The sequence below is a fragment of the Haemophilus haemolyticus genome, assembly GCF_003490935.1.
GTDB classification, from domain to species: Bacteria; Pseudomonadota; Gammaproteobacteria; order Enterobacterales; family Pasteurellaceae; genus Haemophilus; species Haemophilus haemolyticus_M.
In genome coordinates this window covers 184,425-204,855 of sequence record NZ_QQGD01000001.1, presented here as the reverse complement: position 1 = coordinate 204,855, position 20,431 = coordinate 184,425, and the positions used below count along the sequence as shown (strand labels likewise).

At 37.8% G+C, this 20,431-nt stretch carries 19 protein-coding genes and 1 pseudogene; 4 read left to right on the top strand and 16 right to left on the bottom strand.

What is annotated here, in order from left to right:
* The 6 genes from nqrE to DV417_RS01060 form a co-directional block, all read right to left on the bottom strand.
* Entirely contained in the window at positions 1 to 597 is a 597-nt protein-coding gene (nqrE, locus tag DV417_RS01085) for an NADH:ubiquinone reductase (Na(+)-transporting) subunit E (protein WP_005631374.1), read from the bottom strand.
* Positions 598 to 600: 3 nt separating this feature from the next.
* Positions 601 to 1,227: an NADH:ubiquinone reductase (Na(+)-transporting) subunit D gene (gene nqrD, locus DV417_RS01080; protein WP_005629349.1), complete on the bottom strand. Its 627-nt coding sequence runs from the start codon at positions 1,225 to 1,227 to the stop codon at positions 601 to 603.
* A complete protein-coding gene (locus DV417_RS01075) occupies positions 1,227 to 1,961 on the bottom strand; it encodes a Na(+)-translocating NADH-quinone reductase subunit C (protein ID WP_118878057.1) in 735 nt (244 codons plus the stop codon). The genes nqrD and DV417_RS01075 overlap by 1 nt, the downstream gene beginning before the upstream one ends.
* A complete protein-coding gene (locus DV417_RS01070; protein WP_005636872.1) occupies positions 1,954 to 3,189 on the bottom strand; it encodes an NADH:ubiquinone reductase (Na(+)-transporting) subunit B in 1,236 nt (411 codons plus the stop codon). Before DV417_RS01070 ends, DV417_RS01075 begins: the two co-directional genes overlap by 8 nt.
* A gap of 2 nt (positions 3,190 to 3,191) precedes the next feature.
* The gene (locus DV417_RS01065; RefSeq protein WP_005629172.1) at positions 3,192 to 4,535 is read right to left on the bottom strand and encodes a Na(+)-translocating NADH-quinone reductase subunit A; all 1,344 of its coding nucleotides are present in this window, start codon (positions 4,533 to 4,535) and stop codon (positions 3,192 to 3,194) included.
* Between the two features lie 292 nt (positions 4,536 to 4,827).
* Positions 4,828 to 5,139 (bottom strand): BolA family protein, encoded by a 312-nt coding sequence (locus tag DV417_RS01060; RefSeq protein ID WP_118878055.1) that lies wholly within the window; start codon positions 5,137 to 5,139, stop codon positions 4,828 to 4,830.
* 92 nt (positions 5,140 to 5,231) lie between these two features.
* Here DV417_RS01060 and DV417_RS01055 point away from each other — a divergent pair, with 92 nt between their 5' ends.
* Positions 5,232 to 5,831 carry a YajG family lipoprotein gene (locus DV417_RS01055; protein ID WP_118878053.1) on the top strand — a complete coding sequence of 200 codons (600 nt, stop codon included), beginning with the start codon at positions 5,232 to 5,234 and terminating at the stop codon, positions 5,829 to 5,831.
* 230 nt (positions 5,832 to 6,061) lie between these two features.
* The gene (gorA, locus tag DV417_RS01050) at positions 6,062 to 7,432 is read left to right on the top strand and encodes a glutathione-disulfide reductase (protein ID WP_118878050.1); all 1,371 of its coding nucleotides are present in this window, start codon (positions 6,062 to 6,064) and stop codon (positions 7,430 to 7,432) included.
* Between the two features lie 1,414 nt (positions 7,433 to 8,846).
* Here the strand turns inward: gorA and DV417_RS01040 are convergent.
* From DV417_RS01040 to DV417_RS01020, 5 genes and pseudogenes are all read right to left on the bottom strand, one after another.
* Positions 8,847 to 10,214 (bottom strand): L-serine ammonia-lyase, encoded by a 1,368-nt coding sequence (locus DV417_RS01040; RefSeq protein WP_065250236.1) that lies wholly within the window; start codon positions 10,212 to 10,214, stop codon positions 8,847 to 8,849.
* A 35-nt stretch (positions 10,215 to 10,249) separates the two neighbouring features.
* Positions 10,250 to 11,488, bottom strand: coding sequence for an HAAAP family serine/threonine permease (locus tag DV417_RS01035; RefSeq protein ID WP_118878048.1), 1,239 nt, complete (start codon positions 11,486 to 11,488; stop codon positions 10,250 to 10,252).
* 222 nt (positions 11,489 to 11,710) lie between these two features.
* A complete protein-coding gene (locus DV417_RS01030) occupies positions 11,711 to 13,882 on the bottom strand; it encodes a heavy metal translocating P-type ATPase (protein ID WP_118878046.1) in 2,172 nt (723 codons plus the stop codon).
* 17 nt (positions 13,883 to 13,899) lie between these two features.
* A pseudogene (locus tag DV417_RS01025) lies at positions 13,900 to 14,040 on the bottom strand (cation transporter); the annotation flags it as partial.
* 24 nt (positions 14,041 to 14,064) lie between these two features.
* Positions 14,065 to 14,271 (bottom strand): heavy-metal-associated domain-containing protein, encoded by a 207-nt coding sequence (locus tag DV417_RS01020; RefSeq protein ID WP_046942235.1) that lies wholly within the window; start codon positions 14,269 to 14,271, stop codon positions 14,065 to 14,067.
* A gap of 76 nt (positions 14,272 to 14,347) precedes the next feature.
* Here DV417_RS01020 and DV417_RS01015 point away from each other — a divergent pair, with 76 nt between their 5' ends.
* Entirely contained in the window at positions 14,348 to 14,734 is a 387-nt protein-coding gene (locus DV417_RS01015) for a Cu(I)-responsive transcriptional regulator (protein ID WP_046942234.1), read from the top strand.
* A 13-nt stretch (positions 14,735 to 14,747) separates the two neighbouring features.
* Here the strand turns inward: DV417_RS01015 and metJ are convergent, their stop codons facing one another.
* A complete protein-coding gene (gene metJ, locus DV417_RS01010; RefSeq protein WP_005634287.1) occupies positions 14,748 to 15,065 on the bottom strand; it encodes a met regulon transcriptional regulator MetJ in 318 nt (105 codons plus the stop codon).
* A 247-nt stretch (positions 15,066 to 15,312) separates the two neighbouring features.
* Between metJ and rho the strand changes: the two genes are divergently transcribed.
* Positions 15,313 to 16,575 carry a transcription termination factor Rho gene (gene rho / locus DV417_RS01005; RefSeq protein WP_005629550.1) on the top strand — a complete coding sequence of 421 codons (1,263 nt, stop codon included), beginning with the start codon at positions 15,313 to 15,315 and terminating at the stop codon, positions 16,573 to 16,575.
* Between the two features lie 53 nt (positions 16,576 to 16,628).
* Here the strand turns inward: rho and DV417_RS01000 are convergent, their stop codons facing one another.
* Genes DV417_RS01000 through ppdD form a run of 4 tightly spaced genes read right to left on the bottom strand, consistent with a single transcriptional unit; the run spans position 16,629 to position 20,366 of the window.
* On the bottom strand, positions 16,629 to 17,321 hold the full coding sequence (locus tag DV417_RS01000; protein WP_118805232.1) for a prepilin peptidase: 693 nt from the start codon (positions 17,319 to 17,321) through the stop codon (positions 16,629 to 16,631).
* The gene (locus tag DV417_RS00995) at positions 17,318 to 18,538 is read right to left on the bottom strand and encodes a type II secretion system F family protein (RefSeq protein WP_009499709.1); all 1,221 of its coding nucleotides are present in this window, start codon (positions 18,536 to 18,538) and stop codon (positions 17,318 to 17,320) included. The genes DV417_RS01000 and DV417_RS00995 overlap by 4 nt, the downstream gene beginning before the upstream one ends.
* The gene (locus tag DV417_RS00990; protein WP_009499710.1) at positions 18,535 to 19,929 is read right to left on the bottom strand and encodes a GspE/PulE family protein; all 1,395 of its coding nucleotides are present in this window, start codon (positions 19,927 to 19,929) and stop codon (positions 18,535 to 18,537) included. The genes DV417_RS00995 and DV417_RS00990 overlap by 4 nt, the downstream gene beginning before the upstream one ends.
* Complete coding sequence (gene ppdD / locus DV417_RS00985; protein WP_005637257.1) at positions 19,926 to 20,366, bottom strand: prepilin peptidase-dependent pilin; 441 nt, start codon at positions 20,364 to 20,366, stop codon at positions 19,926 to 19,928. The genes DV417_RS00990 and ppdD overlap by 4 nt, the downstream gene beginning before the upstream one ends.
* Between the last annotated feature and the right edge of the window lie 65 nt (positions 20,367 to 20,431).

Sequence of the window (20,431 nt, the reverse complement as noted above, 5' to 3'; positions counted from 1 at the left end):
TTATAATTGAATACCAGAGAAAGACATAAAGCCTAACGCCATTAAACCAACAGAGATAAAGGTAATACCTAAACCTTTTAACCCAGCAGGAATATCCGCATATTTCATTTTCTCAGTTAAGCCAGCAAGCGCCACAATCGCTAACATCCAACCTAAACCAGAGCCGAAACCGTACACGATAGATTCAGGGAAATTGTAATCACGTTGAACCATGAAAGATACCCCACCAAAGATCGCACAGTTTACTGCGATTAACGGTAAGAAAATCCCTAATGCGTTATAAAGAGATGGCATAAATTTGTCTAATACCATTTCAAGAATTTGCACTAAACCAGCAATAACCCCAATGAAGGTAATGAAATTCAAGAATGATAAATCTACACCTTCAATTAAAGCATTTTCTTTTAGTACATTTGCATAAATTAATTGGTTTACCGGCACAGCGATACCAAGAACGAAAGTTACCGCAATACCAAGACCAAACGCAGTTGATACCTTTTTAGATACTGCTAAGAAAGTACACATTCCCAAGAAGAAGGAAAGTGCCATATTTTCAATGAAGACTGCCTTAACGAATAGGCTAATATAATGTTCCATTGATTACTTCTCCTGTTGCTCTGGTTTCCAAGTTCTTAATCCCCAGATCACAAATCCGATGATAAAGAATGCACTTGGTGCAAGTAGGAATAAACCATTTGCTTGGTACCAACCACCATTCTGAATCGTTTCAAAAATAGTCATACCAAATAATTTACCTGAACCGATAAGTTCACGGAAAAATGCTACGATAATTAACATCGCACCATAACCTAAACCATTACCGATACCATCTACAAAACTTTCAACGGGAGGAGACTTCATCGCAAATGCTTCAGCACGTCCCATTACGATACAGTTAGTAATAATCAAACCAACGAATACCGAAAGTTGTTTAGATAAACCATAAGCGTAGGCTTTTAATATTTGGTCAACAACGATTACAAGTGATGCAATAATTGCAAGTTGCACAATAATACGAATACTGTTTGGAATGTAGTTACGAATCAGAGAAACAAAGAAACTTGATAACCCTGTTACCAAACTCACTGCAATCGCCATTACAACAGCCGTTTCTAATTTTGTTGTTACCGCTAATGCAGAACAAATACCCAAGATTTGTAATGCAATTGGGTTGTTCTTAACAACCGGAGCTAACAACAGATCTTTATAATTTGCTTTTTCAGACATTAGTTTGCTCCCGCATGAAGTTTTTCAAGATATGGACCAAAACCGTTCGCACTAAACCAATAATCAAACGTACCCTGTACGCCATTACCAGTTAAAGTCGCGCCTGATAAACCATCAATACTATGCTCATCTTGTGGAGCTTGCCCTTTCACGATGTGAATTGCAGGTTGATGTTGTTCATTAAACAATTTTTTACCTTTAAATAAACTTGCCCAGTTTGGATTTTCAATCTCACCACCCAATCCTGGCGTTTCACCATGTTGGTAGTAAGTGATTCCATTAATAGTATTACCATCTGGTTGAACAGATACTAAACCATACATCACTGACCACAAGCCAGTTCCATAAATTGGTAAAATAACTTGTTGAGTTTGACCCTGTTCATCTTTTACAAGATAAACTTCGGTCGTTTTGCTACGAGAACGAATACGTGCTTTATCCGCTTCAGCAGGAATTGCTTGTTGGCTATCATCTGCTTGTTGTGTGTATTCACCCGTTGCTAAATCAACGAAACGGGGCTCGATAAATTTCGCATAAGTTTCTTTTACATTCGTGTTTTCTTGTAAAAGACCAGCTACATTTAAGATATTTTTTTGTTTATCGAGTAACTTCTGTTCTTCTTGTGCAGGCTTTAACATTACTGCGGAACCAGCAACAATAATGGAACAAACTAAACTCAGTAGCAATACGACAAGAATTGTGCCGCCTACGCTGTCTTTATTAAACTTAGCCATTTGTTCTTGCTCTCCGACGTTTGATATTTGCTTGAACAACGATGTAGTCGAAAATCGGTGCAAATAAGTTTGCAAATAAAATCGCTAACATCATGCCTTCCGGATAAGCTGGGTTTACAGTACGAATTAATACAGCCATTACACCAATTAATGCACCGTACCACCACTTACCTGCATTGGTAAAGGATGCTGAAACAGGGTCTGTTGCCATAAATACCATACCTAATGCAAATCCACCTAAAACAAGGTGCCAATGCCAAGGCATTGAGAACATTGGGTTAGTATCAGAACCAACTAAATTGAATAGCGTTGAAGTTGCAATCATACCAATCATCACACCAGCAATGATGCGCCATGCTGCAATACGAGTGAACACAATCACTGCACCACCGATTAAAATTGCAAGCGTAGACACTTCACCCATTGAACCAGGTAAGTTACCAACAAAAGCATCCATCCAAGTGATTGGAGCGCCAGTGGCTGTATGTTGTAATGCTCCCTGACCACCTTGTGACCATTGTGAAAGTGCGGTTGCGCCAGAGAAACCATCAGCAGCAGTCCAAACAGTATCACCTGAAATTTGAGCTGGATAGGCGAAGAACAAGAAAGCTCGACCAGCAAGTGCAGGGTTCATAAAGTTACGGCCTACGCCACCAAAAATTTCTTTTGCAACTACGATACCAAAAGTAATACCTAATGCGGCTTGCCATAATGGCAATGTTGGTGGAACGATCAACGCAAATAAAATGGTTGAAACGAACATCCCTTCATTTACTTCATGACCACGCACAACTGAGAACAACAATTCCCAAATTGTACAAACGGTGAACACCACTAAGTAAATTGGTAAAAAGAAAATTGCACCCAGCGCCATTTTTGAGCCCCAAGTTGCATTGGCAGTTAAATCTAAACCTAATGAACTTGCAAGGGCATAGTGCCAATCGTTAGCAATTAGTTGATCTAAATTGCCTAATTGATTTAAAGCTGGAATCGCTTGGTTACCCACATTGTACATCCCGTAGAAAATCGCAGGGAACAACGCAAGGAAAACCGTAATCATCATACGTTTTGAGTCTAACGCATCACGAACGTGAGTATTTTTGTGCGTTACCGTACCTGGTGTATAAAGCAAGGTATAAATCGATTCAAAGATCGGATAAAGCTTGCTGTATTTACCACCTGGTAAAAACGCGGGTTCCATTTTTTCAAAAAGATTTTTTAAACCCATTTTTAACCTTCCTTCTCAATCTTATCTAATACTTGACGCAAGATTGAACCGTATTCATATTTGCCCGGGCAAACGAAAGAACATAACGCTAAGTCTTCTTCATCTAACTCAAGACAACCTAACGCTTGCGCACCATCGGTATCACCCACAATTAAATCACGTAATAATAATGTCGGTAAAATATCCAACGGCATAACACGCTCATAGCTACCAATTGGAACCATTGCACGCTCACCACCATTTTCAGCCGTAGTGAAGTTGAATAATTTCTTACCGAAGTGACCTAACACTGTGCGAGTAATTGAATATTTATTTGATTGCGGTGTAATCCAACCAAGGAATTCTTTCTCATTACCTTCAGCGATTACCGATACTTGCAATGCATAGCGACTTAAATAGTCATGAGCACCTTTTGCAATTTGTCCACAAAGCACTGAACCAGAAATTACGCGATTTTCACCCGCACTTAATTCATTTTGGGTTAATTGAGAAAGATTAGCGCCAATTACAGTGCGAATTAAACGAGGTTCTTTCACTTGCGGACCAGCAAGAGAAATAACACGTTCAACATAAAGCTCGCCTGTTGTAAATAATTTACCCACTGCGATCACATCTTGATAATTGATGTGCCATACAGTTTTATTTACACCAACAGGATCAATAAAATGAATATGAGTACCAACAAGACCTGCAGGGTGAACGCCACCAAAATCATGAATCTGTAAATTTTCAAGATCAACCGTTGGGATATTGGTATCACCTGCTTTACACAAGTGTAACGGTTTTGAAGGGAATAAACGACTTAATACTGTCAAACCATTCGTGAAATCTTGCCAAAATTCTTTTAGCACGATTGCAGGATCTGCGGCTAATGGATTGGTATCCATTGCATTCACGAAAATTGAGGCTGGTTCACTATCAATTGCAGGTACTTTGCTAAATGGACGAGTACGTAATGCAGTCCATAAACCTGATTCAACAAGGTTTTGTTTTACTTGTTCAGAAGAAAGCGTATTCAATTGTTCTGCACTATATTTTGCGAAAGTGATTTGCTCATTTCCTTCCACATTAATTACGACAGATTGTAACACGCGCTTCTCACCACGATTGATTACAGTGATAGTACCACTTGCAGGGGCTGTAAAAATCACACCTGGATTTTTCTTGTCTTCAAAAAGCACTTGGCCTTTCTTTACAACATCACCTTCACGTACCTTCATCGAAGGACGCATCCCCACATACTCCTCACCTAGAATCGCAACTTGATTCACAACATTTCCGTTGTGGATTACTTGTGCTGGTTTTCCCGCAATTGGGAGATCCAAGCCTTTCTTAATTGTAATCATACTGTTTGCACTACTTTTCAAGGTTAAAAATACAATTGCAGATAAACAAGTTAAATGCAATCTCGTGTTTGAGCGTGGCAAAATGCCTTTTAAAAGACATTAATGCCACAAAAATAAAAAACTCAAATCGGTTAACTTCACGATAGACATCATTATCGAGAAATTGAATTTGGATAAAATTAAACGCCTTATTCTAGCGAAAATCTGCTTTTTTCGCTACTTAAACGCCTACTTTTTTGTAAAAACCTTTTGCGATATATCAAAAAAATGTTACATCTTCATAACATAAAAATTAATGTCCAACGCCTGCGCATTTCGTTGAAGCGGGAATTTTCTCATTTAACTCGCCCCATTCCTCTACGGTAAACAAGTGCAATGCTAACGCATGAACACCGCCATTAAGCTCATCTGAAAGCAATTGATAAACACGTTGATGACGCTGTACTTTACGCGTTCCTTCAAAAACATTACTCACAATCACACATTTAAAATGAGATTCCGCGCCACGACCAGAACTATGTAAGTGGCTTTCATTTTCTACACTAAAAAAGTGCGGTTGAAATTCTAGTTGAATTTTTTGTTCGATAGTTTGTTGAACAGACATCATAAATCTCCACAAAATCACAATGAAACGCTATACATTAGCAATGAAGTTTGCAAGAATAACACAGTTTTAACTGGCTCATTGGGGAAATTATGACATTATCAAACAAAATCAAAACATTATCAGCAGTAAGTATTGCAGCCGCTACGCTGTTCCTTGCTGGCTGCCAAGCACAATCAAATACATTAACGTTCACACCACCAGCACCGAATGCAACAATGAATATTAATCAAAATGCGATTGTGTATGTAACAACAAAAGATAGCCGTACAACGCAAGATATCGCGAGCTATACCAAACGTGGAGAACTCATTAAATTAAATTTATCACCAAGTGTTACACAATTATTCCAACAAGTGATGCAACAAAATCTTATTAGTAAAGGTTTCAGAATTGGGCAATCCAATGGATCAAATGCCTGGGTAACTGTGGATGTGCGTGAATTTGCTACGCAAGTAGAACAAGGCAATCTTCGTTATAAACTTAATACAAAAATTCAAGCAACTGTTTATGTTCAAGGCGCAAAAGGTTCATATAACAAAGCATTTAATGCTACTCGTTCACAAGAAGGCGCATTAAACGCGGATAATGACGAAATTCAAAAAGTTCTATCTCAAACATTTAACGATATTGTGAATAACATTTATCAAGATCAAGAAGTATCCGCGGCTATTAACCAATATTCTAATTAATCGCATAGCTAATTAGATATATCTTAAGTGAGGAAGGTTAATATAACCTTTCTCATTTTTTATGATGCCATTTTATTTTACATAGTACTTTTCACATAAAATCATCTAAAGCTAATTATCTGTTCAAAAAGAATAAAAATATTCATCAAACCAATTACATCAATTTATAGCATTCTTCATAAAAATTAGGCAAAATACAGAAAATTTTTGAGTTCAAAAAGGATCAAACTATGACTAAACATTATGATTACATCGCTATTGGCGGTGGCAGTGGCGGTATTGCTTCTCTAAATCGTGCTGCAAGCTATGGAAAAAAATGCGTAATTATTGAAGCAAAACATCTTGGCGGTACTTGTGTAAATGTAGGTTGCGTGCCTAAAAAAGTAATGTTTTATGGTGCACACATTGCAGAAGCAATTAACAATTATGCGCCAGATTATGGTTTTGATGTTGAAGTGAAAAAATTTGATTTTTCAAAACTAATTGAAAGTCGCCAAGCCTATATTGGTCGTATTCATACATCTTATAACAATGTATTAGCAAAAAATAACATTGATGTAATTAACGGTTTCGGAAAATTTGTAGATTCCCATACCATTGAAGTAACACTTGCTGATGGTACAAAAGAGCAAGTAACCGCAGATCATATTTTAATCGCAACAGGTGGTCGCCCATATCGTCCAAACATTAAAGGGCAAGAATACGGCATTGATTCAGATGGTTTCTTTGCATTAACCGAATTACCAAAACGCGCTGTTGTTATCGGGGCTGGCTATATTGCCGTTGAACTTTCTGGTGTATTAAACAGCCTAGGCGTGGAAACACATTTATTAGTACGTCGCCATGCACCAATGCGTAATCAAGATCCATTAATCGTAGAAACATTAGTGGAAGTGCTTGCGCAAGATGGAATTCAATTACATACAAATTCCACACCATCTGAAATTGTTAAAAATGCAGATGGCTCTCTTACAGTAAAATGTGATGGTCAATCTGATGTTACTGTGGATTGTGTTATTTGGGCTGCAGGTCGTGTTCCAGCGACAGATAAAATTGGCTTAGAAAATGCTGGCGTAGAAACGAATGAACACGGCTATGTCAAAGTAGATAAATATCAAAACACCAATGTGAAAGGCATTTATGCGGTAGGCGATATTATCGAAAACGGCATTGAATTAACACCAGTTGCAGTTGCAGCAGGTCGTCGCCTTTCTGAGCGTTTATTCAATAATAAACCGACTGAACATTTAGATTACAATTTGGTTCCAACCGTTGTATTCAGCCATCCACCAATCGGCACTGTAGGTTTAACTGAACCTCAAGCTATTGAACAATATGGTGCTGAAAATGTTAAGGTATATAAATCCTCTTTCACAGCAATGTACACTGCGGTCACTCAACATCGCCAACCGTGCAAAATGAAATTGGTTTGTGTGGGTAAAGATGAAAAAGTTGTGGGTTTACATGGTATTGGTTTTGGTGTAGATGAAATGATTCAAGGATTTGCCGTCGCAATCAAAATGGGCGCAACAAAAGCTGATTTTGATAACACCGTGGCTATTCACCCAACGGGTTCAGAAGAATTCGTGACCATGCGTTAATCTTTAGAGCAAACAAAAAAGGGTTGTAAATTATCGCTCAGCCCAAAAAGTTAAACTATTAAATCAAGAAGAACTAAGCTCTCTAATTAATGAGCTTAGTTCTTTTAGTTTACACTGAATACGCTTATGATTGTAATCATGAATCGTTTTTTGACCGGCTCAAAAGTATCAAATTATTTTACATCGCAGCACGCTGTTTTTAACAGCCCCAAAAGTTCTCTATGGCCACATTATCTGAACAATTTCCTTTTATCGACATACTTTGTCGAATACAATTTTCAACAGGATTTCTTGATAACTTCTCATTTGATATTGCCACACTTGAGCAAAATGTAAAATAGGTGTTGTTCCCTCAAGTCTTGATAAAGCTTTCTATATCATTTAGATAATTTGCTCAAAATTAGGGCTTATTAATAAATCATTGGCAATGATTTCATGATTAAATAAATCCTTAATTGTCAATAAATAAAGCCTACCTTCTATACCTTTAAATTCGCTGAAGTTTGTTACCCACTTTTCATTCTGTCAGCTTGTAGCAAAATTGTGTTTTAATAAATTATCGGTAATACAGTCTATTTCACCTTGGTAATTAAGATATTTTTGTCTCTTATATTTCTCTTAATGTCCAATTCATCATACGTTGGGCTTTTTTATGATTGATATTGAGTTTTTAGTGTAAAGTAACACAAGATAACCATAACATTCATGATTATCACGATAAATACGAATAATTTATTCTGATATCGTCGTATTTTTATTGATTTTTTTCAGATGATAAAAGAAAACATTGTGAGCAAAACCCAGTAAATCAATCAATATCTGAAGCGTAAAATTCCACCTTAATGCCTTTACGACTGTGGCTTTTTCTGTATTTTTTGTTGATTGAGAGCCTACAACTTTTTAGAATCGTACTCTCCGCACGGAGTTTGAGGTTCTCTAATTCCAACATATTATCTCATATTTGGGGCTTAGGTGGCATTTTGGCGTAGTTAGGTTTCATACTCGGAGCCCTTTAGATTTCGACATTAAACCGTTTATATCTTGCCTTTCAAAGGGGGACAGCCATGAGTGATTATACTTGAATTGGCAATGCAGATTGGCAAATTCCGTATTTAACCGCTTGAATAACTGTGAGTTTAAATTCTGAGAATATCACTCACTACTGACAATCCATTGGCTCCACTACGATTAGATTGTTTAATCCAGTGTCTTAATGTTTAAAATATTTTTATAAGTAAACTACTTATACCGTTTTAAATATAAAAATCTATCACTTGTTGTTTGAAGGATTAGTTGTATTTAGTCATAAAAAATCTACACCTTAATCAGTTGGTTGTTTAGCCCAACTTTTGAGGTGCAGATCAAATCAAGGATTTAGTTTTATATGCGATAAATTGAATTGAGATTTTTATATTTAAGTACAAACAATTTTAACTGCAAGTCCGCCTTGAGATGTTTCACGATACTTGGCGTTCATGTCTTTGCCTGTTTCATACATTGTTTCAATCACTTTATCCAAGGTTACTCTTGGATTAGTGGTACGGCGTAAAGCCATACGTGATGCATTGATTGCTTTAACTGAAGCAATCGCATTGCGTTCGATACAAGGTACTTGAACTTGGCCGCCCACCGGATCGCAAGTTAATCCTAAGTTATGCTCCATTGCAATTTCAGCTGCGATACATACTTGCAGTGGATTACCACCCAAAATTTCAGCTAGTCCCGCAGCTGCCATTGAACAGGCTACGCCTACTTCACCTTGACATCCCACTTCTGCGCCAGAAATCGAAGCATTCATTTTATAAAGTGAACCAATCATACCTGCTGCTAATAAATAGCGTTCAATGATTTCAGGTGTTAATGGTGAAATGAACTTCTCATAGTAAGCTAATACAGCTGGAATAATCCCGCATGCACCGTTAGTTGGGGCTGTGACTACTCGTCCACCCGCTGCATTTTCTTCATTGACAGCAAGCGCAAACATATTGACCCAGTCGATTACACGCATTGGATCGTTGGACAAATTAGTATTTGCTTGCAACATACGATAAAGAGATGCGGCACGACGTGGCACTCGTAATGGCCCAGGTAAAATTCCTTCAGTGTGAATACCGTGTTCGATACAAGCTTGCATCGTTTTCCAAACATTCACTAGATGAGCACTGACAGCTTCTTTGCCATGCAATGCGACTTCATTTTCCAACATCACAGTCGAAAGCATTAAGCCGTTATCACTGCAATGTTTTAAAATATCTTCTGCATTTTTGTAAGGATAAGGCACTTGGATCGTGTTTTTTTCTTCTTGGCCAAAATGGGCTTCATCAATAATAAAACCACCACCGATCGAATAATAGGTTTGGCGATAAAGCTCTGTGCGATTTTCATCAAGAGAGGTAATTGTCATGCCATTTTCGTGCAATTTTAAAAAAGTGCGGTGGAAAATAAGATTATTTTCAAAATCAAATTTTACCGTTTTTTGACCAACATTAATGGGTAAAAGAGCAGTTTGTTTCACTTTCTCGATGAAACCTGAAATCATATCGATATTCACATTATGTGGTAAATAACCCGCTAACCCCATGATGATGGCTATATCTGTACTGTGGCCTCTCCCAGTCATCGAAAGAGAACCATACACATCCACATGAATTTCAGCGGTTTGTTCAAACTGATTTCGTTCAATTAAGTCATCTATAAATTGTTTGCCAGCTTTCATCGGACCGACAGTGTGGGAACTAGATGGCCCAATTCCCACTTTAAACATATCAAATACGCTAATCATAAATTTCTCAAAATTCGCTAAACTTTAAAGGGCGCTTATAATAATCCATAAACAACCGCAGAGATAGCGATTAATCCCATAATCGTTACAAAAACATTGCTGAACCGTCCGCTGTAGCGTTTCATCGCTGGGATTTTGCGAATCGCGTACATTGGCATGATAAACAAAATCATCGCAATGATTGGACCACCAAGAGATTCGATTAAGCCTAAGATACTTGGATTAATAATCGCAACGCCCCATAACGTTAATAAGAAGAAAAGTGCGGTCGCATAATTGAGTTTTTTACGATTTACTGCTTCGCCTTTCATTTTTAAATATAAACCTTCTAAGCCTTCACGTGCGCCCATATAGTGACCGAAGAATGAGCTAGTAATCGCTAAGAATGCAACAAGCGGGCCAAAATAAGAGATATATGGATTATCAAATTTATTCGCTAAGAAAGACAAGATACTGATATTTTGTGCTTTTGCTGCTACTAATTCTTCAGGTGTTAATGTTAATACACAGCTAAATACGAAGAACATTACAAAGAATAACAAAATTGTTGAGGTGCCTTTTTCTGTATGGCCGATATGGCGTTCTGCACCATCGAAAGTTTTGTATTCACGGAATTGTGAGCAAGTGAAAGATGAAATTGCTGGTGAATGGTTAAATGAGAATACCAATACAGGAATCGTAAGCCACAATGTGGTGACAAAACTGCTTGCTGTTGGGAATTCATGTAACATCGCACCATTCCATTCTGGAATTAAGTAAATAGAAAGTGCGAATAAAATTAATACTAACGGGTAAACAAGCCATTCTGTGATTTTTAACATCACTTTTTCATTAAATAGCATGACGGAAATCAATACTGCAATTAATAAAAAAGAGAGAACTGCTCGGTTTGGCGATGCCATGCCAAGTTGATTCACAATGAAAGAATCGACAGTGTTAGTAATACCGTTACCGTAAATTAAAAGAATTGGGAAAATCGCGAAGAAATAAAGTAGGGTGATAAGTTTACCCGCTGTTTTACCAAAGTGTTCTTCCACCACTTCAGTAATATCGCTGCCAGGATTTTTTGATGAAAGTACAAAATAGGCTAAGCCTCGGTGAGCAAAATAGGTCATCGGTCCGACGATAATTGCCATTAAAACTAACGGCCAAAATCCACCCATCCCTGCGTTAATCGGTAGGAATAAGACGCCAGCGCCAACTGCCGTACCGAAAAGGTTTAACATCCATGTTGCATCAAATTTGTTCCATTTGAGTTTTTCTGTTGGTTTCATAGTTTGCTCCAAAGCATAAATTATTTAAATTTGTCAATTTGCAGAGCAAAATATGCCCTAACAAAATTTGAGTATTATGTTATGCCGATAAATAGAGAATCTCAAAGAGCAAATTTTAAAATTGTGATCAAGTTAAAATTTTTTTTATCAAAAGTGCGGTAATTTTCAGCGACAAAAAATCGGTGCGAGCACGACACCGATTGCCTATAAAAATAAATGAAATTAGAACCGCACTTTTTTCAATCTTAAGGCGTTCATTAATACGGAAATTGAACTCATCGCCATCGCGGCGCCTGCAATCACTGGATTTAGAAAACCTAAAGCAGCAAGAGGTATGCCGAGAATATTGTAAATCAAAGCAAAAAATAGATTTTGTTTTATATTTTTCAAGGTTGCTCTAGCAATAAAAAGCGCATCCACAAGTTGATTCACCGAATGTTGCATAAGCGTTGCCGAGGCCGTTTGTTCTGCAATATCTGAACCTGATTTCATCGCAAAACTGACGTTTGCAGCGGCTAAAGCAGGCGCATCATTTATCCCATCACCTACCATGGCTACAACATGACCTAGAGCTTTCAACTTTTGAATTTGTTCCGCCTTATCTCTAGGGCTGAGTCCACCAAAGGCTTTCTTAATGCCGAGTTGTTTAGCTATGTAATCCACGACAGATTGTTGATCGCCACTCATAATTACTACATCAATATTTTGCTGTTGTAAGCGTTGAATGGCGTGTAAGCTATCGTTTTTTAAGGTATCCGTCAGCGCAAATGCGCCAATGGGTTCATTATTTATAGATACCGCGACAATGCTCGCAATTTGCCAGATATCCTCTAAATTTTTAGGCAAGATTAAACCGCAATAATCTGGTTTGCCTACTTTTATTGTTCCTACTTGTTCTAATTCGGCTTGAATGCCTTGACCGACTTCCATCTTTGAAAAAAGTGCGGTGGGAATGTCTAACATTTTTTGTTCTGCTGCTTGCACAATAGCTTTTGCAATTGGGTGGTTAGCTTGTCGTTCAACGGCTGCGGCAAAACGATACAAATCGTCTTCAGAATACACCGCACTTTGTGGTTGCCATAGTGCTGAAATTTCAAGCTCTCCCTTTGTTAGTGTGCCAGTTTTATCAAGTACAACGGTATCTACATGGGCAGTTCCCTCCATTGCTGCTGCATCTTTAAACCATACGCCAGCATTGACCGCTTTACCTAAACCAACCATTATGGATGCTGGTGTGGCTAATCCCAAGGCACAAGGGCAAGCAATCACAAGCACGGATACCGCGTGAATAAGTGAAGACACACTATCATTCGTCAGAACGTAAGTTAACGCGAAAGTAACAAGTGAAATCACTAATACAGCTGGCACAAACACTGACGCAACTTTGTCTGCAAATCGTGCAATTGGTGCTTTTGAGCCCTGCGCATCTGATAATGCATTCATCATATCGCCAAGTAAGGTTTGGCTACCAAGTTGATTCGCTCGATAGATAATAGAACCTTCTGTTACCATCGCCCCAGCTAATACTTTTCCACCTTTCTGTTTTTCTTCTGGACGAGATTCACCCGTTAAATGGCTTTCGTCACACCACCCATTTCCACTTTCAATTATGCCGTCTGCCGCAATACGCTCGCCTTGATTCGCACGAATGATTTCGCCGATATTTACTTGGTCAAGAGCAATTTCAGTCCATTTGTCATTACGCAGAGCAGTGACTTTTTTCGGTGTCAGTTGCAAGAGCATGCTTAAGCTATTTAGGCTGTGCTTTTTAGTGCGATCTTCAAGAAATTTTCCAAGACTGACAAAACCAATCACCATAACAGAAACTTCAAAGTACACATGTCCCATTGCATGATTGTCGTGGTAAAACAACATGAAAGCAGAATAAAGATAAATGGTGAGCGTTCCTGTACTGACAAGGACATCCATATTGGCAAGTCCACCACGAATACTACCGATTGCTCCGCGATAAAATGGAATGGCTAACCAAAGTTGCACAATGCTCGCTAATGCAAATTGCCAAATAGGTGGCAACATTAAGTTATGTGAGCCACTCATCATGCCAAGCATACCAATCAGAAATGGAATATTGATTATCCAAAGTATGATTAATCGCCAAGGGATTGATATATTTTTTTCTTCTATTGGTAATTCGTTGGCTTGTTTGATATGAGCAGAAAAACCTGTTTTATGAATAATCTCTATAATTTCAGTTTCGCTTACTTGCGTAGAGTCAAATACAACTTGTGCTTCTTCGGCAGCAAAATTCACTCCAGCTTGTTGTACAAATGTTTTCTTATTTAAAACTTTTTCAATACGATTGGCACAAGATTGGCAGGTCATCCCACCAATCTGAATCGAAATTTTTTTACTCTGTGACGTCAAATCCGGCATCTTCAATTACCTCAATCAACTATTTCAGTTTCGCTTACTTGCGTAGAGTCAAATACAACTTGTGCTTCTTCGGCGGCAAAATTCACTCCAGCTTGTTGTATAAATGTTTTCTTATTTAAAACTTTTTCAATACGATTGGCACAAGATTGGCAGGTCATCCCACCAATCTGAATCGAAATTTTTTACTCTGTGGCGTCAAATCCAGCATCTTCAATGACCTCAATCAACTGTGCAACATTGACTCGATTTTCATCAAAAGTAATATTTGCTTTACCTTCTAGTTGAACATCAGCAGACTGTACGCCATCTAATTCAGTTAAAACTTGAGTAACGCTTTTTACGCAACCGCCGCAATGCATGCCTTCTATGTTTAATGTGATAGTTTTCATTTTTACTCCTTGTGAGTCGTTTTATTGATGGCTACACTATAAACTTTTACGTAAGGTTAAGGTCAAGAGATTTTTTATGAATATTAGTGAAGCCGCAAAATTAGTAGGTTTATCTACGAAACAAATCCGTGATTATGAAAAAATGGGTTTAATTAAACCCGCTATTCGCAGTTTGTCGGGATATAGAAATTATGGAGAAAGTGATTTAGAAAGGTTGCATTTTATTCGCCACTCACGCGATGTGGGGTTTTCATTACATCAAATCGCACAATTATTAGCACTACAAGATAATCCTAAGCGTAGTAGCCGAGAAGTGAAAGTGCTAACTGCTCAACATATTGCGATGTTGAATCAACAAATAGAACAGTTACAAAAAATGGTACAAGAATTGCAGCGTTGGCATGATAATTGTCAGGGCAATGATTGCCCTGAATGTTCAATTTTGAATGGATTAAAAGGATAAATGAAAAGTGCGGTTAATATTCCCAACTTTCTGGGTCGACGCCTAATTCTCGCATAAGCACTTTGGCATCTTCGGGAATTTCATCATTACGCTCTTTCATTAAATCTGCATCGGTGGGCAAAGGTTGACCGGTGAAAGCATGCAAAAATGCTTCGCAAAGTAATTCACTGTTAGTTGCATGACGTAAACTTTTTAATTGGCGGCGAGTGCGTTCATTCGTCAAAATTTCCAATACTTTGATTGGAATAGACACAGTGATTTTTTTTACTTGCTCGCTTTTTTTGCCATGTTCTGCATAAGGGCTGATATATTTTCCGTCCCAATCCGCCATAATTTACCTTAGTGCTTATTGATAACCTTACAAATTGTCCGTATTCTAATGAAAAATCAAATAAATAACAATCTAGACGGCTAAACTTCTATGTTAAAAAGAGAAAGAAAAGTGCGGTAATTTTTTAGATTAAATATAAAGAAACGCTAGACAGTACAGGGTTTTAGTGGTAATTTACGCGCCATTCAAAGAGCATTAGCTCACCATTCGAATCATCAATTCTTATTAATTCCAATATTTATTCATTATGCATTTAACTGAACTTAAAAATACGCCTGTTTCTGATCTTGTGAAACTTGGCGAAGAACAAATGGGCTTAGAGAATTTAGCTCGTTTGCGTAAACAAGATATTGTCTTTGCAATTTTAAAACAGCACGCCAAAAGCGGTGAAGATATTTTCGGTGGTGGCGTGTTAGAAATCTTACCGGATGGTTTTGGTTTCCTTCGTTCTGCTGACAGTTCCTACCTTGCAGGCCCTGATGATATCTATGTTTCCCCAAGTCAAATTCGTCGTTTTAACCTTCAAACTGGTGATAAAATCGAAGGTAAAATCCGTCCACCAAAAGAAGGCGAACGCTATTTTGCACTTTTAAAAGTTGATCAAGTTAATGATGACAAACCTGAAGTTTCTCGTAGCAAAATCTTATTTGAAAACCTAACGCCATTACATGCTAACTCTCGTTTAAGAATGGAGCGAGGAAATGGCTCAACAGAAGATTTAACCGCACGTATTTTGGATTTAGCATCACCAATTGGTAAAGGTCAACGTGGTTTGATTGTTGCTCCACCAAAAGCAGGTAAAACCATGTTGCTGCAAAATATTGCGCAAAGTATCACGCATAATTATCCTGATGTAGAGCTTATCGTATTATTGATTGATGAACGCCCAGAAGAGGTGACAGAAATGCAACGTTCAGTAAAAGGCGAAGTCATTGCTTCTACTTTTGATGAGCCTGCAACTCGTCACGTTCAAGTGGCAGAAATGGTAATCGAAAAAGCAAAACGTTCAGTAGAGCATAAAAAAGATGTGGTAATTTTGCTTGACTCTATTACACGTTTAGCGCGCGCTTACAATACGGTAACCCCAGCTTCAGGTAAAATTTTATCTGGTGGTGTGGATGCGAATGCATTGCATCGTCCAAAACGTTTCTTTGGTGCTGCACGTAACGTGGAAGAAGGCGGTAGTTTAACGATTATTGCCACCGCGCTAGTTGATACTGGTTCGAAAATGGATGAAGTTATTTTCGAAGAATTTAAAGGTACAGGTAATATGGAATTACACCTTTCTCGTAAAATTGCAGAAAGACGCGTATTCCCAGCCATTGACTTTAAACGCTCTGGTACTCGTAAAGAAGACTTACTCACAACATCTGATGAATTACAAAAAATGTGGATTCTTCGTAAGATTCTTAATCCAATGGATGAAGTGGATGCAATGGAATTCTTGATTGATAAACTCATGATGGCGAAAACTAACGAAGAGTTTTTTGAAGTGATGAAACGTTCGTAAAAGTAACTGCACTTCCATGAAGAACAAGGGGAAAATATTATGTTTTCCCCTTTTTAATATCCGTAATATTTGACGAAATAAATTATGATAGCCGACAAGTTCATAAAAGGGGCAAAAGGTAAAAATTCTTTTTTCTTCCTATGAATAAGCGAAAAACATATTCCAAGAACTGAGGCTAATAATAAAAAGTGCGGTAAGGTTTCTAAATGAATAAAACTTCCTAATGCCATTGCTAGCCAATAATCTCCCCGTCCAAAGGCTTCTTTGCCGTAATAGAATTTTGCAATCCAATAGATTGCGTAGAAAACAATAAAAAAACTTGCCGCACTTTTTATGCTTTCAGATAACGTAAGCAATGAAAAGTTATTGTCTGCTCCAAATAAACTGATTGTAAGTAGCCATAAACAGGGAGTAGTAGAAATAAGTTGATAGTGCCAATCAAGATAGCTGATTGCCCAAAGGATAAGAAGTGTGAGTCCGAACCATACAGTAAAAATAGAATCTTTGAAGGCAATTTGTAAAAATATAAATCCTACTCCAATACCTAAAAAATACCTCAAAATATGACCGCACTTTTTTGGTTGAATATAGGCAAAGTGCGGTTGAAATGGAGAACGGTTTTGTGGAAATAATTCAACGTAAGTCGCATAAATCTCTTGCTGCAAACGCGTAATAAAACCAGATAGGTAGAACCACAATGCGATCCCTAAGAGGCCACCTAATAAAAACATTGCGAAGTAAATCATTGAATAACAGAGCCCATATTAAAGATAGGTAAATACATTCCCATCATAATAATTCCAATCAGACTGCCGATGATCACCATCATTAATGGTTCCAGCATTTGTGAGAGTAAGTCAATTTGATGATTAAGTTTTTCTTGGTAATTATCCGCTATGTGCTCTAGCATCAAAGCGAGTTTTCCGCTTTGTTCGCCAATTTGGAGCATTTGTTGTGCTTCCATCGGGAAAAGATTGCTACTTACACTATGAGAAAACGCATAGCCTTGAGAAACCCATTGTAAAATTGACCGCACTTCTTTATCTAATACTAGGTCATTTACGAGGGTTTTCTTGGTTTGCCACGTTTGTGTGCGAGGGAGAAAACTCTCTAGTGCTTGATTAAGCGGTACGCCAGCCTGCAACATAATTTGTAAACTTTGACTAAAGTTCACTAAACGTGAAAGCTTTTGAATTGTGCCAAAAATAGGCGTGATAGAAATAAGTTGATTTTTCTTTTGATGAAACCAAGTCTGGCGTTTTAGATAAAAGTAATAAAATAGAAAAAAACTAAAAGTGAAAAATAGCAAAATCCCAATATTTTGCTTAAGAAAATTAGATATAGAGAGCAATATTGCGGTTATTGTTGGTAATTCGGCATTATTGCCACTGTACATTTCAGCAAATTGAGGCACGATAAAAAGCAGTAATGCGAGTGTCAATAATAGAGAAATTCCCAACACCATTGATGGGTACAACATAATTTTCTGTAATTTACGTTGTAATGCTAAAGATTGGCTACGATGTGTGGCTATTTTTTTACAAACAACGGAAAGTTTTCCCGTTATTTCTCCCACTTGAATCAGTTGAATTTCTTGTTGTGTGAGATATTTCCCTTGTTGTTCAATTGCCTGTGATAATGCTAAACCAGATTCAATAGATTGAAGCAGTCGCTCAAGCCATTCATTGAGCATAATTTGAGTGCAATTTTGTTGTAAAATTTGCAGGCTGTTTTTTAACGGAATTGCGGATTGTAGCAATGTTGCTAATTGATTGAGTAATTCGCTAATTTCTGAATTTTTGGCCTTTGCCCCAAATTGCCAGTTTTGTTGTAATTTGATGTGAGTAAGCCCGCGGCTTATTAATTGAAAGTATGCTTGTTGTTTCGTATCCGCAATAATTGAGCCTTTTTGTTTCTGATTTAATGCGTTACTACCTTGATAATAAAAGAGTTTTTTAGTCATGAGTTTTTACCTAACACACGTTCAATTTCTTTCTCATCTGTTATACCTTGGCTCACTTTTTCTAAACCACTCATATGTAAATTTTTAAAATCCGTTTGATAGCCATTCTGCTGCCAATGTAGAAATTGATATACGCCGATTCGACCTCGATAACCTTGATGGCAATCACAAGAATTTATTAAATTTCCACCACACTTTGGACAGATTTTTCGTACAAGACGCTGCGCAATAACGAGCAGTAAACTATTTTCAATTTCATGTTGTTGAATACCGAGTTGTTGTAAGCGGGAAATGGCAGATATTGCATCATTGGTATGTAAAGTTGAAAGCACCAAATGCCCCGTTTGGGCGGCACGTAGTGCAATCATTGCACTTTCTTCATCGCGAATTTCACCTAGCATAATGATATCGGGATCTTGGCGTAAAAAAGCGCGCAATAGACGGCTAAAATCTAATCCAATCTGTGGATTAATTTGGCTTTGAATAATGCCATCAAGTTCAATTTCAATGGGATCCTCAGCGGTCATAATATGTTTATCTGGCGTATTTAGCCACTGAAGTGCGGTGTAAAGTGAGATACTTTTCCCACTTCCTGTTGGGCCAGTTACTAAAATTAATCCTTGTGGTTGGCTAAGCGCGCGTTGAAATTCTTTCTGTTGACTTTCAGTCATGCCTAGTTCAGAAAAGCTGAGGTCTACTGGTTTATTTTGCTGTGCTCTTAGGACAACTTTCTCTCCCCAATGGGTTGGTAACGTTGAAAGACGGAAATCAAGAATATCGGAAAACGTAGTTTTAAATTGAAATCGTCCATCTTGTGGAAGGCGGGTTTCACTGATATCTAATTTAGCGAGCAGTTTTAGGCGAGAAATAATTCGATTCGCCAAATTTTTGCTAAGTGGAGGCTGAGCTTGTAAAACACCGTCAATTCTAAACCGCACTTGGAAATGATCCGATAAGATCTCTAAATGAATATCTGAGGCATTATTTTGTAAAGCAGATTCAAAAATTTGGTTAAGCAAGCGAATGACGGGTTCATCATCTTGTTGGTCAAGATGAGACTGTTCTTGATGTTGGTAATATTTAACTTGCTCTTCCACTTGAAGTTGATTAGGGGCAAGTTGTTGTAATAGTTCTTTAAGTTGAGTGCTTTCTAATAAAACAGGCTCAACAAGTTTACCGGTTATAAACGCAATAGTTTCACAGGCGGAAAGATTAGAAAGGGAATCAACACCTAACCAAAGACGATTATTTTCTTCTTTGAGTGGTAAAGCAAAATAACGTAAGAGCAGAGACTGTTGTTGCTGATTACGCCCCCATAAATCTGGCGAGATCGTAAATATCTCGCCATTTTGTGCTTTTACACGAGGTTTGGCACTAGTTAAGTCGATCATTTTGAACAGAATCCAGCAGGGAAAATATCGGCATTCGTTGTGCCACAGGTAGTTTTCCATGTAACGCCGTTTGCACTATTGCCTTCAGCAGTAAGTGTGTAACTCATTCCGTCTAATGTACCATTGCCCTCTACTGTTATTGCACCGTTGCTTGTTGTCACTGATTTTACATAGCCTTTTGCTGTTGTAATATCAGCCGCAATTCCATTGCTTCCTCCCGAGCAAGTGGACGGTTTACCTGTGCTATAAACGCATAATTCCACATCTGACTTATAAGGTGCAGAAGCTTGCAGTAATTCGGATACCGCGGCTTTTTTGGTATAATTTTGATAAGAAGGAATAGCGATAGTAGCTAAAATCGCGATGATGGCGATGACTATCATCAATTCAATTAAAGTAAACCCTTTATTCAAGGTAGTTTGTGTAGTTAGTTTCATTTATTTTCCTTTCGTTAAGCCTTTATTGGCTGAAATATTGTGAAAAGGGAAAATTGTTTTGTAAA